The 12,105-nt window shown below is 30.3% G+C and carries 13 protein-coding genes; 2 read left to right on the top strand and 11 right to left on the bottom strand.

All coding sequences use genetic code 11. From position 1 onward, the window contains the following. The 4 genes from BGS40_RS00655 to tig are packed head-to-tail and all read right to left on the bottom strand — an operon-like array spanning position 1 to position 3,984. Positions 1-1,506 (bottom strand): YifB family Mg chelatase-like AAA ATPase, encoded by a 1,506-nt coding sequence (locus BGS40_RS00655; RefSeq protein WP_058001065.1) that lies wholly within the window; start codon positions 1,504-1,506, stop codon positions 1-3. Continuing rightward, a complete protein-coding gene (gene def, locus BGS40_RS00650) occupies positions 1,503-2,030 on the bottom strand; it encodes a peptide deformylase (protein ID WP_096738225.1) in 528 nt (175 codons plus the stop codon). Before def ends, BGS40_RS00655 begins: the two co-directional genes overlap by 4 nt. 35 nt (positions 2,031-2,065) lie before the next feature. Further along, complete coding sequence (clpP, locus tag BGS40_RS00645) at positions 2,066-2,650, bottom strand: ATP-dependent Clp endopeptidase proteolytic subunit ClpP (RefSeq protein ID WP_002806309.1); 585 nt, start codon at positions 2,648-2,650, stop codon at positions 2,066-2,068. Further along, entirely contained in the window at positions 2,650-3,984 is a 1,335-nt protein-coding gene (gene tig / locus BGS40_RS00640) for a trigger factor (protein ID WP_044260745.1), read from the bottom strand. The genes clpP and tig overlap by 1 nt, the downstream gene beginning before the upstream one ends. 143 nt (positions 3,985-4,127) lie before the next feature. On the opposite strand from tig, the gene folE reads away from it, so the two are divergent. Next, complete coding sequence (gene folE / locus BGS40_RS00635) at positions 4,128-4,700, top strand: GTP cyclohydrolase I FolE (RefSeq protein WP_052782236.1); 573 nt, start codon at positions 4,128-4,130, stop codon at positions 4,698-4,700. Next, the gene (gene fliI / locus BGS40_RS00630) at positions 4,700-6,085 is read left to right on the top strand and encodes a flagellar protein export ATPase FliI (RefSeq protein ID WP_002900770.1); all 1,386 of its coding nucleotides are present in this window, start codon (positions 4,700-4,702) and stop codon (positions 6,083-6,085) included. Before folE ends, fliI begins: the two co-directional genes overlap by 1 nt. A gap of 2 nt (positions 6,086-6,087) precedes the next feature. On the opposite strand, the gene purF is transcribed toward fliI, so the two are convergent. The 7 genes from purF to BGS40_RS00595 form a co-directional block, all read right to left on the bottom strand. Continuing rightward, a complete protein-coding gene (gene purF / locus BGS40_RS00625; protein ID WP_087691752.1) occupies positions 6,088-7,425 on the bottom strand; it encodes an amidophosphoribosyltransferase in 1,338 nt (445 codons plus the stop codon). Between the two features lies 1 nt (position 7,426). Continuing rightward, positions 7,427-8,155, bottom strand: coding sequence for a 4-hydroxy-tetrahydrodipicolinate reductase (dapB, locus tag BGS40_RS00620; RefSeq protein WP_096738224.1), 729 nt, complete (start codon positions 8,153-8,155; stop codon positions 7,427-7,429). Positions 8,156-8,217: 62 nt separating this feature from the next. Then, positions 8,218-9,399, bottom strand: a complete 1,182-nt coding sequence (locus BGS40_RS00615) for a replication-associated recombination protein A (RefSeq protein ID WP_002867115.1) — start codon at positions 9,397-9,399, stop codon at positions 8,218-8,220. Further along, complete coding sequence (locus BGS40_RS00610; protein ID WP_096738223.1) at positions 9,399-10,526, bottom strand: hypothetical protein; 1,128 nt, start codon at positions 10,524-10,526, stop codon at positions 9,399-9,401. Before BGS40_RS00610 ends, BGS40_RS00615 begins: the two co-directional genes overlap by 1 nt. A 134-nt stretch (positions 10,527-10,660) precedes the next feature. Beyond that, complete coding sequence (locus BGS40_RS00605) at positions 10,661-11,008, bottom strand: hypothetical protein (RefSeq protein ID WP_002867117.1); 348 nt, start codon at positions 11,006-11,008, stop codon at positions 10,661-10,663. A gap of 98 nt (positions 11,009-11,106) precedes the next feature. Continuing rightward, positions 11,107-11,679 carry a YiiX/YebB-like N1pC/P60 family cysteine hydrolase gene (locus BGS40_RS00600; RefSeq protein ID WP_096738233.1) on the bottom strand — a complete coding sequence of 191 codons (573 nt, stop codon included), beginning with the start codon at positions 11,677-11,679 and terminating at the stop codon, positions 11,107-11,109. Continuing rightward, on the bottom strand, positions 11,663-12,004 hold the full coding sequence (locus tag BGS40_RS00595) for a DUF4878 domain-containing protein (protein WP_087704688.1): 342 nt from the start codon (positions 12,002-12,004) through the stop codon (positions 11,663-11,665). Before BGS40_RS00595 ends, BGS40_RS00600 begins: the two co-directional genes overlap by 17 nt. Positions 12,005-12,105: the final 101 nt, after the last annotated feature.

Here is a 12,105-nt window from a genome sequence, read left to right as displayed (position 1 = left end):
TTAATTCCTTGCTCTAAAGCTTAAAGCTTCTAAAATATGGGTTTTGTTAATATTAAGACTTTGTTCTAAATCTGCTATACTTCTTGAAACTTTTAAAATTTTATTGAGTGATCGCAAAGAAAGATTATAACGTGAAATTGCTAAATCTAGCGTATCTTTAGCATCTTTTTCCAATACACAAAAACGACTCAAATCTTCATCTTTTAATTTCCCATTAAATTCTTTTTGCCCCCGTTTTTTACCAAAAATAAAAGCTTGTAAAATTTTTTCACTCATTTCTTTAGAACTTATACTTACTTTATCATCCTTGCTGATCTCATCCATAGCTACATAAAGATCAATCCTATCCATAATAGGAGCTGAAATGTGATTTTTATACTTTTTAATCTCATTTTCGCTACAAACGCAAGAAAGATTTTTGGAGAATAAATTTCCACAAGGACAAGGATTTTGGGCAGCTATAAAGCTAAATTTTGTTTCATAAGTGATTTTAGAATTTACTCTTGAAATATGAATTTTATAATCCTCCAAAGGTTCTCTTAAACTCTCTATGATTTGCTTGTTAAAATGTGGAAATTCATCAAAAAACAATACTCCACCATTTGCAAGTGCTACTTCTCCAATTCTGGCATTTTTTGTTCCTCCGCCAAAAATACTTGCTCTTGTAGAAGTATGATGAGGATGGCGAAAAGCACGAATTTTAGTAAATTCACAATCTTTTGAATCTAAAGACATATAAGCATTTTGCATTAAAATTTCACTTAAACTTTGAGGGGGCATGATATAAACAAGGCGTTTGGCACACATGCTTTTACCACTTCCTGGACTTCCTTCAAATAAGATATTATGCATACCTAAAGCAGCTATCATACAAGCTCTTTTGGCTTTTTCCTGCCCTTTGATATCTTTAAAATCAAGTTTAAAATCCATATTTTGTAAAAAAATTTCATTTTCTATTTGTAAAGGGTTTGCAAATAAAGGATGATTGTGAGAAAAGCGAAAATTTTCATAATTTTTTTCTTTAAAAAACTCTATTGCTTCATTTAAATTTTCAAGTCCATAAACCTCTAAATTTGGTATCATGGAAGCTTTTTGTGCTATACTTTTTGGAACAACAATCTTAGCTTTTTTAATTTTAGTAGAGAGAAACAAAAGCAAAGAAAAAAGCTCATTTGTGCTTTTAATACTTCCATCAAGTCCTAATTCTCCTACTACAAAAAAGTCATCTAATTCTTCATTTTGCAAAAGGATTAATAAAGCGATAGCCAAATCAAAATGCGATCCCTTTTTTGGGATGCCTGAAGGACTAAGATTGATAGTGATTTTTTTAGCAGGAAAAGCAAAATCACAACTTAAAAGTGTGGCTTTGATGCGTTCGACACTTTCCTTAATCGCTGTACTTGCAAGCCCTACTATGCTTAAATTTGGCAAACCTCTTGTAAAAGTGGATTCTACCTCTATAATGTCTAAGCCTTCATGAAAGCTTATGCACTTTAGTTTTTTCATTTCTCTTTTTTATGATTTTTCTTCTTTTTCTTAAATTCTTTATCGAATTTTTGACGCTTAGCAAAGGAAATTTTTTCTATAAATAAATGTCCATTTAAATGATCATTTTCGTGTTGAATAGCCACAGCTAAAAAACCTTTTGCTTCAAGTTCTTTAAATTCTCCAAAGCGATCTTGATATTTAAGCAAGACATGATTATAGCGTTTCACTTCTTCAAAAAAATCTGGCACACTCAAACACCCTTCTGTGCAAGTGATCATTTCTTCATCTAAAGGAATAATTTCAGGATTGATAATCTCTAGCAAATCTTCTTTTTTTTGTTCATCGTTTTCATCAAAAATATTTACAAGTAAAACACGCAAAGGAATATCCACTTGAATAGCTGCTAAACCTACTCCATTACTTGCTATCATAGTTTCATACATATCATCAAGCAAGGTGTGAAGTTCTGTATCAAATTTATTTACAATTTCAGAGTTTAAAAAAAGTCTAGGATTGGGATAGGTGATAATTTTTCTAACCATTAAAAAACCTTTGTTTTAAATGATCTCCAAAGAAATCATTTAAAACTTTTTTCCAAAACCTTATCAATCAGCCCATATTCTTTAGCTTCTTGTGCTGACATGAAAAAATCTCTTTCTGTATCTTTTGCTATTTTTGCAACTTTTTGCTTAGTATTTTTTGCCAAAATATCATTAAGTATAGTTTTGAGTCTTAAAATTTCTTTGGCTTGAATTTCAATATCTGTGGCTTGACCTCTAGCTCCACCTAAAGGTTGATGAATCATAATACGTGAATTAGGCAAAGCAAAACGTTTTCCTTCTGCGCCACAACTAAGCAAAAATGCTCCCATAGAAGCAGCTTGTCCTATACAAATCGTACAAACATCAGGTTTGATATAGTTCATAGTATCATAAATACTAAAACCACTTGTAATTACACCACCTGGAGAATTGATATAAAGATAAATATCTTTTGTAGGATCTTCAGCTTCTAAAAAAAGAAGTTGTGCTACGATAGAAGCGGCAAGTTCATCATGAATTTCACCACTTAGCATAATAATTCTATCTTTTAAAAGGCGTGAATAAATGTCATAACTTCTTTCACCACGACTAGATTTTTCAATAACATAAGGAATAAACATTATTTATCTTCTTTCTCTTTTTTGCTCACTTTTTCCGATTTTTCTGTTTTTGGCATAAAAATATCATTAAAAAGTTTTTCTTCAATTAAAGCCATTTTCACAGCAGGCAAAGCTCCTTGTTTTTTATAGTTTTCTAAATGCTCTTTTGGATTCATACCATAGCGATATGCTTCAAAATAAATCGCTTGAATCAATTCTTGATCATTTACTTCAATCTTACGCAATTTTGCAAGTTCATCAATGATAAAAGTAAGTTTTACACTTTTTTGTGCTTCTTCTTTAAAAGAATCACGTTTTTCTTGATATTTTTCTTTACTTGCTTTAAGCTCTTCAATTTCTTTTTCGCTAAAAGTATTAAAAGCCGCACGCATCTGCATATCAGTTTCTTGTTCTACTATGCCTTTAGGTAAATCAAAATTATATTTTTCAATCAAAGCATCTGCAAATTTGCCTTTTAATTCATCATTTACAAGTTTGAAAAGTTTTTCATTTTTGATTTGCTCTTTTAATTTTTCATCTAAAACTTCAACACTAGCTTTTTCTTCTCCTGGTAAAAGTTTTTTAAGCATTTCATCATCAAGTTCTGGAATTTTAAGCTCTTGAATTTCATGTAGTTTTACTTTAAATACTGCATCTTTACCCGCTAAATGCGCTGCGCCGTATTCTTTAGGGAAAGTTACTTTGATATCTTTTTCTTCACCTATTTTCATTCCCACCATACCATCTTCAAAACCTGGAATAAATTGCTTAGAACCAATTTCTAAAACATAATTTTCAGCTTTACCACCTTCAAAAGCTTTATCATCTACAAAACCTTCAAAATCAAATTTTGCAAAATCACCTTCTTTTAAAGCTCTTTTTGTTTTTATAGCTTCAGGAGTAGCAAAACGCTTTAAAAGTTCATCTTTTTTCTCATCAATTTCTTTTTTACTTACTTTTGGAGTTTGATATTCAGGGATGAGTTTTTCATAACCCTCAAGTTTGATTTCAGGTTTAAAAGAAAGTATTAATTCAGCAATAATTTCTCCATCTTTACGATCAAATTTTTCAAAATATGGCTCACCTACAAGCTCTTTATTTTCTTTTTTAAGTTCTTGTAAAGCGCTATTTACAGCGGATTTAAAAAGATTTTGTTCTGCATCTTGAGTGAGCTCTCTTTCATATCTTTTAAGTACGGCACTTACAGGAACTTTTCCTGGTCTAAACCCATCCATTTTTACACTTTTAGAAGCTTTTTTTGCTAAATTTTCTACTTCACTTTTGATCATTCCTGAAGGAATTTTTACACTAGCAGTCGCATTAACAGAATCTAGTTGCTTTGCCTTTACTTCCATAGTTTTTTTCCTTATAAAATAAAATTTGCCTTCAATGATAGCAAATTTTTCCTTATTACTTGCATAAAATTTTAAAGTAATTTATGATAAAATTGCAATATTACATTATTATTAAAATATAAAAAATATTTTTGGAGAAAAATTTGCAAAAAAAATTTGAAGATTGTGTTAAAACCATACTTGAAATTATAGGAGAAAATCCAAATCGTGAAGGGCTTATTAAAACGCCAAATCGTGTTTTTAAAGCTTATGAATTTCTTACTAGTGGTTATACGCAAAATGTCAAAGAAATTTTAAATGACGCTTTATTTGAAAGTTCTAATAATGAAATGGTTTTAGTGCGTGATATAGAATTTTACAGTCTTTGCGAACATCATCTTTTGCCTTTTTTTGGGCGTGCTCATGTAGCCTATATCCCTAATAAAAAAGTAGTAGGTTTAAGCAAAATTCCACGCCTTGTAGAAGTGTTTGCAAGAAGACTTCAAATTCAAGAACAACTTACTGAACAAATCGCACAAGCTTTAATGGAAAATGTTGATGCAAAAGGTGTAGGTGTAGTCATAGAAGCAAGACATATGTGTGTTGAAATGCGTGGAGTGCAAAAAGCTAATTCCACCACTACAACTTCAGCTTTGCGTGGAATTTTCTTGAAAAATGAAAAAACCAGAGAGGAATTTTTTTCTCTCATAAACTCTGCTAAAGAGGTAAGATTTTAATGAATCTTGAAAAACTACGCTCCAAACTTGGTAAAGAAAATTTAAGTGCTATCTTTGGAGAGATTACAAAAATTTCTGCTACGAGTATAGAAATTCGTGGGCTTAAAACAGGGGTTGGAGATATAGTGAAGCTAGTTTCCAATGAAAATGAAAATTTAAACACTCTAGCTATGGTCGTAGAAATCAAGGAACAATTTAGCTATTTAAGCCCTTTTTCTTTTATAGAAGGTTTCAAAATAGGCGATCGTGCTTTCATAAGTGATGCAGGTATGCAAATAGGCGTTAGCGATGAACTTTTAGGCAGAGTAGTAGATCCTTTTATGCGCCCAAAAGATGGTAAAGGAGCTATAGAAGTAACCAAATATATGCCTATAATGCGTGCACCTATTGATGCCATGAAAAGAGGGCTTATAGAAGAAGTTTTTCCCGTGGGTGTTAAAACCATAGACGCGCTTTTAACTTGTGGTGTAGGACAAAAACTTGGTATTTTTGCAGGAAGTGGGGTAGGAAAATCCACTCTTATGGGAATGATAGTTAAAAATTCCAAAGCTCCTATAAAAGTAGTGGCTCTCATAGGAGAAAGGGGGCGTGAAATTCCTGAATTTATACAAAAAAATTTAGGCGGAAAGCTCGATGATACAGTGATTATTGTTGCTACAAGTGATGATAGTGCTTTGATGCGTAAATACGGTGCTTTTTGTGCAATGAGTGTGGCAGAATATTTTAAAGAACAAGGTAAAGATGTACTCTTTATCATGGATAGTGTAACGCGTTTTGCTATGGCGCAAAGAGAAATAGGACTAGCTCTTGGGGAGCCTCCTACAACCAAAGGTTATCCGCCAAGTGTTTTAAGTCTTTTGCCTCAACTCATGGAAAGAACGGGTAAAGAAGAAGGTAAAGGCACTATAACAGCCTTTTTTACCGTTTTAGTAGATGGAGATGATATGAGCGATCCAATCGCCGATCAAAGTCGTTCTATCTTAGATGGACACATTGTTTTAAGTCGTGAATTAACAGACTTTGGAATTTATCCTCCTATTAATATACAAAACTCCGCTTCAAGGGTAATGAGCGATATTATAAGTCCTGAACACAAACTTTGGGCAAGAAAATTTAAGCGTTTAAACTCGCTTTTAAAAGAAAATGAAGTATTGCTTCGTATCGGTGCCTATCAAAAAGGAAGTGATAAAGAACTTGATGAAGCTATTTCTAAAAAAGAATTTATGCAAAAATTCTTAGGACAAAATCCTGAAGAAAGCTTCGAATTTAATCAAACTTTAGAGCTTTTAAGTCAAATTGATGCACCAAATACTCCTTTGCTACCAACTCAAAATATAAATGTAGGAAGTGCAAGTGCAACCTTGCCTAATCCTAATTTAAAATAAAATTATTTAATAAAATAATCTCCATCAAAACTGATTAAAGAATATTTTCTTTCATCGCCTATGCTTTGAGTTAGCTCTTCTATGCTTAAAAAACTTAGCGTATCAGCTTCTACATATTCACGCACTTCTTCAGCATTTTTATTTGCGCTGATAAGTTCTTCAAAAGTTGGAGTATCTATACCATAAGTATCAGGAAATTTGATCTCAGGACAAGCTATGGCAAGATGGATTTTGCTCGCTCCTGCAGCACGAAGTAAGGAAATTATTTTTTTAGAAGTAGTGCCACGCACCAAGCTATCATCAATAACTACGATTTCTTTACCTTCTAAAACTTTACGCATAGGGTTGAGCTTTAGTTTTACTTTTAAATTTCTAAGCTCTTGAGTTGGCTCTATAAAAGTTCTTCCTACATAATGATTTCTTACTATTGCCATTTCAAGAGGGATTTGTAAATATTGAGCAAAACCTATAGCTGCACTTACTCCACTATCTGGCACAGGCACGACAAAGTCTGCTTTATAAGCAAATTTTTTAGCTAAAGCTTCGCCCATTTTTTTACGCACTTCATACACGCTTTTACCTTCTACTATGCTATCAGGTCTAGCAAAATAAATGTATTCAAAAGCGCAAATTCTAGGAGTTTGAGAAAAAAGTTCTATGCTTTCAAATTTATCATTTCCCTGAGTAAAAATAAGCATTTCCCCTGGTTTAACATCACGAATAAATTCAGCCTCTATAAGATCAAAAGCACAAGTTTCACTAGCAACTATATAGCCTCCATCTTTTAAACGCCCTAAAGACAAAGGACGCACCCCATGAGGATCTCTTACAATATAAAGTTTATCTTTGCTTGCTAAAACAAAACAATAAGCTCCTATACATTCTTTTAAACTCTCAATAAATCTATCTTTTAGACTTTCTTGCTTACTTCTTGCGATAAGATGAACAACATTTTCTGTGTCCATATTGGTTTGAAAAATAGCCCCATCTTGAATAAGTCTTAATCTTACTTCTTCTTTATTGACTAAATTTCCATTATGCGCTAAAGCAATATCACCTAAAACCGAAGTGGCTGCTATGGGTTGGGCATCGTTTAAACTTGAATTTCCTGCTGTAGAATAGCGATTATGCCCTATAGCGATTTCACCTTCTAAAGTTTTTAAATTATCGGGATTAAAAATTTGACTCACTTCACCTTTAGCTTTAATAGTCTTAATATTTTTACCATTACTCACACTAATACCACTTGCCTCTTGCCCACGGTGTTGCATAGCAAAAAGCGCATAATACGCATAAGTACTAGCATTTTTTGAATTAATAACTCCTACAACTGCACACATTTTAAATTCCTAAAAAATCATTGATTGAATACATTTTTGCTTCTTGCTTACTAAGCCAAATAGCGATTTTAATCGCACCTTTAGCAAAAGTCGCCCTTGAAGTAGCGGTATGATTAAGTTCTAAAAATTCTCCATCTTCATAAAAACCTACTGTATGACGTCCTACTATATCGCCACCCCTTAAACTCATCACGGCAATTTCATCTTTGCTTCTTTCACCTATAATACCATCTCTTCCACTTACTCTTACTTTTTCAAGTTCTAAATTTCTAGCTTTTGCTACACTTTGAGCTAAAGTCATAGCTGTACCACTTGGTGCATCTTTTTTATGGCGATGATGCATTTCTAAAATTTCTATATCAAAATTTCTTAGCATTTGACTGGCTTTACTAGCAAGATAGTTTAAAACCGCAACACCTAAAGACATATTGGTCGCATAAAAAATCGGCATCACTTCACTAGTACTTTGCATCAAATGTAAAATTTTCTCATCAAGCCCTGTTGTACCTATTACCAAAGGTTTAGGTATAGTTCTTGCATAATTTAAAAGCTCATGAGTTCCACTTGGGGAAGAAAAATCAATAATCACATCGCTTTTTTCAAAAAGCTCTCCTAAATTTCCACCCTTATCATAAAGTATCGAAATTTGTGCTTGTGTTTCGCTTTTTAAACATTCTTCAATCTGTTTTCCCATTCGTCCTTTAGCGCCATAAATTCCTATTTTAATCATCTTTTTCCTTGAAAATAAAATATTGATTTTAGCATTTATTTTGTAAATTTTAAATAATAAAATTAAGCTTTATGGTTTTTTAATTTATATAAATTATCTAACAATTTTGCTTCTTCTCCTAAGCCCTTGCTATGATAAAATTTTAAATTTTTACTAAGATATTTTTGCTCTACCCAGCCACCAAAATCATGTGGATAAAGATAGTTTTGTTTTTCTTGATGATTGTTGTTAAGATAATTAGGTATTTCTAAAGCTTCATTATTTTTTACATAGTTTAAAGCTTCATTGATAGCTTTGTAGCTTGCATTAGATTTGATTGTGCTTGCTAAATAAACTACGCATTGGGCTAGGATAATTCTTGCTTCAGGATAACCTATATTTTTAACAGCCTCTAGAGTCGAAACCGCTAAATTTAAAGCATTTGGATCGGCATTTCCGATATCTTCACTTGAAAAAATCACCAAACGCCTAGCGATAAAATCCGCACTTTCTCCTGCATCAATAAGTCTTGCAAGATAATAAATAGCTGCATCAACGTCACTTCCGCGTAAACTTTTTATCATTGCACTTGCTAAAATATAATGTGTATCTTTTGAGCTAACACCTTCACTATTTATGGTGTTGCGAAGTTTTTTAAGATTTTCAAGACTGATATGTTTTTCATCTAAAACCAAGACAAATTCAAGCAAATTTAGCATAGCTCTTGCATCAGCACTTTTCAGTAGAAAATCTTTAGCTTCTTTATCAATACTAAATTTCATTTTTTCTTGTACACGCAAGAGTAAAGTTTCAAGTTCCTTTACCCCTAAAGATTTAAATTCAAAAAGCATGGAACGACTTCTTATACCAGAACTTAAAACAAAATAGGGATTTTCAGTGCTTGCGCCGATTAAAATTAAACGGTAATTTTCCATAGGAATTAAAAGCATTTCTTGTTGGGTTTTGCTAAGGCGGTGAATTTCATCAATAAAAATTAAAGGCTTATAAAGACTATTTTTATAATTATCTAAAATTTTTCTTAGTTCTTCGAGTTTAAAATTTCCTCCATCAAATTCATAAAAATCTAAGCCAAATTCTTTGGCTACAACTCTAGCAAAAGTTGTTTTTCCAGAACCTGCCGTTCCAAAAAAAATACTATGAGGAAGTTTTTGTAAAGCAGTAAATTTTTTGAAAATTTCTATAAGCTCATATTGTCCTAAAATATCATCAAAATTTTCAGGGCGAAAGGTCAAAGCTAGGCTCATTAATTTAAATCCATATTTGAAAATTCACTACCATTAATTTTTAGTTGAGGATTGGCTAAGCTATCATAAGATAAATTTAGAAAAAAGTTATTATTTTCTTTTAAAAAATATTGATTTAAACCTCCATAATCTTTTGTCCAAGGAAAAATTTCATCGGGCTCATCTGAACTGATAACTTGTAATTTTGCTTGATAAGAGTTGTTAATATTTAAATTGCCTTGTAGACTGATATTTTGTTTATTTTTTTCAAGAATTAAATTTTGTATTTCTAGATCAATATTTTTTTGAATAAAATGAGAGATATTGAAATTTGAGTTAAGAAATTTATTTATGGTTATATTAAATTTTGTTTTGTCAAAATTTAAATTCTGACCCAATAAAGATTTAAGATCAATATCAATTTCATTGGATTTTCCTTGTATGTTTAAGTTTATTGTTGAATTTTCTTCATTAAAATTTACTAGATTTTTGCTATAAAAAGAATTGATTTTATTGTTATCTAACACAAGATAATCAAAGTTGATTTGTTGTTGGCTTTTGCTAAATAAATTTAATTCATAAAATTGTACAGGATTGTTAAAAAATTGTTCGTAATTTAAATTTTGCAACACAAATTTAGTATAAAATTGAGAAAAATTAATCATATCAAAATGTATTTTAATGTTTTTAATTTCTAAATTTTTATTCATTAAAGCTTCAATATATCCGCCGTTTATGATGGTATCTCCACCTTCATTGCTTAAATTTATATCTTTAATATTTAGAAATATTTTAGAGTTGTTATCGTGTAATTTGAGAGTAAAAGTTCCTAATTTATTGTTTTTTAACACTTCATCTAAAAAATCAAAAGGATTTGTAAAATTTCCTTTTATAATTTTATTTAAGAAAAAATAATTATTAAATTTAAGGTTGATTTTGGTTGAAAGCTGTGTATGAGAGTGATTTAAAGTAAAACTTCCTTTAGAGGTTAAAAAACCTTTTTTGAAGTAAATATCTGTAATTGTATAATCAGGATTGCTGTTTTTAATAAATTTATTAAATAAAAGTTCGTTAGTGTATCCTATATAAAATATATGAATAATAAAACCTAATATAAAACAAAAAACAATAAAAATCCATTTTTTCATTATTTGCCTTAGATGAAAATATAAGTGTTATTTTATAAATTGCTTGTTAAAAAAGAGTTTAAATTTTTATTTAAGAGTAATGAAGTAGTTTGCCGAAGAATGATTTTTATAAATCCCTTGTTAAGGGATTTATATTAATAAGCTTTTTTATAACATTGAATTTCAATTTTTCTAGCTACTGGAATAGCCTGAGTATTTGGTGTAGCAGGTATTCCATAAGAAATTTTACTTTCTAAAAAATTTCCAACCTGTAAATCTTTAAAAGTTCCATCTTTATCTGTTCCAAAAATACCACAATCATCCATTTCTATTTCGGTATTTGGTAGAACTTTTATAGCCATTTGTCCGCCATAAATAGAGTCAATAAGCAAGGTTTTATTGTTATCATAAATTTGTGCAATAGTACCTTCAAGTTTTAGACTATCTGCAAAAAGCATTGAGCTAGCTAAAAGTGCTGATGCGAATAAAATACTTTTTTTCATAATTATTTCTCCTTAATGTAAAGTGATGACATTATAAAATTTTTAAGTGAAGTGAATGTGAAATTAAAAATTTTTGACTTTCATAAAATTAATACGCTTTAATTATTTTCAAAAAAAGCTTGTGGAAAAAGATATAAACCTTCATTAAAAGGAGCTTTGATTAGAGTATATTGAAGATGAAATGGGGTAATGGAGTTAATAGATTGTTCTAAAAAAGTAGTGCAGTAAAAAGCATCTTTATCTGTACTTATGATAAATTTTCTGCCTAAATGTTCCAAAGCTTTAGCAACTATTTTTTGTTTGGTTTTTTCATCAAATTTTAATTTTTTAATAGCAATTTTATGACTCAGTTTTAAAAAATCATCCATAGAGCTTAAGATAACTTGGTTTTTAGCATTTTTGTCATCATCTGTTGTAGCATGTATGAGTATAGTTGGAGAAGTTTTAACTACTATAGCGATATGAGAATAAGGACTTTGACTTAAATTTTCTATTAAAAAACTTTCACTTCCTATTCCTGCACGAAAGACAAGATCACCTATTTCAAGAAAAGGTAGATAGGGTTTTTTGATGATTTGATTTGAAGGATTGGAATTTATAAAGAAACCCAAAATTCCAATCAATAAAAATAAAATTAAGAAAAAATATAAAATTTTATTTAAGTAAAACAAGCCATTTTCTATCTTTTTTAGCAAGAAAAACATTGCTGCTTTGATTATTATCATTGTTAAATAACACTAAAACTCTGATTTTAGCAGAATCTTTATTGATTGTTTTTTCTTCAATTTGAATATCTTTAACACCACCCATTCTTTTTGCTTTGGCTGCATTTTCAGCAACAACTTGAGTGATTTTATCACTAACAAATGTTTTTTCTTCATCGCTTTTAGCTTTGCTAAGATCAATGTAACTCATAACAGATTTAGTATCACCACTATAAAGATCTTTTGTAAAATTTTTAGCTAAATCTTCAGGATTTGAAGAACCGCAAGCCACTAAAAAAAGGCAACTAAAGCCAAGAAAGAAAGTTTAAAAATTTCATTTTTTTCTTTTGATAGTATAAATTAAAATATTCATAATTATAGCAAAATAATTCA

It is taken from the genome of Campylobacter sp. 107, from assembly GCF_002383835.1.
Classification (GTDB): domain Bacteria; phylum Campylobacterota; class Campylobacteria; order Campylobacterales; family Campylobacteraceae; genus Campylobacter_D; species Campylobacter_D jejuni.
This window is presented reverse-complemented; position numbering and strand designations above follow the sequence as displayed.

Coding starts and splice junctions, on each gene's coding strand:
- BGS40_RS00655 (WP_058001065.1), bottom strand. CDS start 1,506: ATGAAAAAACTAAAGTGCATAAGCTTTCATGAAGGCTTAGACATTATA.
- def (WP_096738225.1), bottom strand. CDS start 2,030: ATGGTTAGAAAAATTATCACCTATCCCAATCCTAGACTTTTTTTAAAC.
- clpP (WP_002806309.1), bottom strand. CDS start 2,650: ATGTTTATTCCTTATGTTATTGAAAAATCTAGTCGTGGTGAAAGAAGT.
- tig (WP_044260745.1), bottom strand. CDS start 3,984: ATGGAAGTAAAGGCAAAGCAACTAGATTCTGTTAATGCGACTGCTAGT.
- fliI (WP_002900770.1), top strand. CDS start 4,700: ATGAATCTTGAAAAACTACGCTCCAAACTTGGTAAAGAAAATTTAAGT.
- purF (WP_087691752.1), bottom strand. CDS start 7,425: ATGTGTGCAGTTGTAGGAGTTATTAATTCAAAAAATGCTAGTACTTAT.
- dapB (WP_096738224.1), bottom strand. CDS start 8,155: ATGATTAAAATAGGAATTTATGGCGCTAAAGGACGAATGGGAAAACAG.
- BGS40_RS00615 (WP_002867115.1), bottom strand. CDS start 9,399: ATGAGCCTAGCTTTGACCTTTCGCCCTGAAAATTTTGATGATATTTTA.
- BGS40_RS00610 (WP_096738223.1), bottom strand. CDS start 10,526: ATGAAAAAATGGATTTTTATTGTTTTTTGTTTTATATTAGGTTTTATT.
- BGS40_RS00605 (WP_002867117.1), bottom strand. CDS start 11,008: ATGAAAAAAAGTATTTTATTCGCATCAGCACTTTTAGCTAGCTCAATG.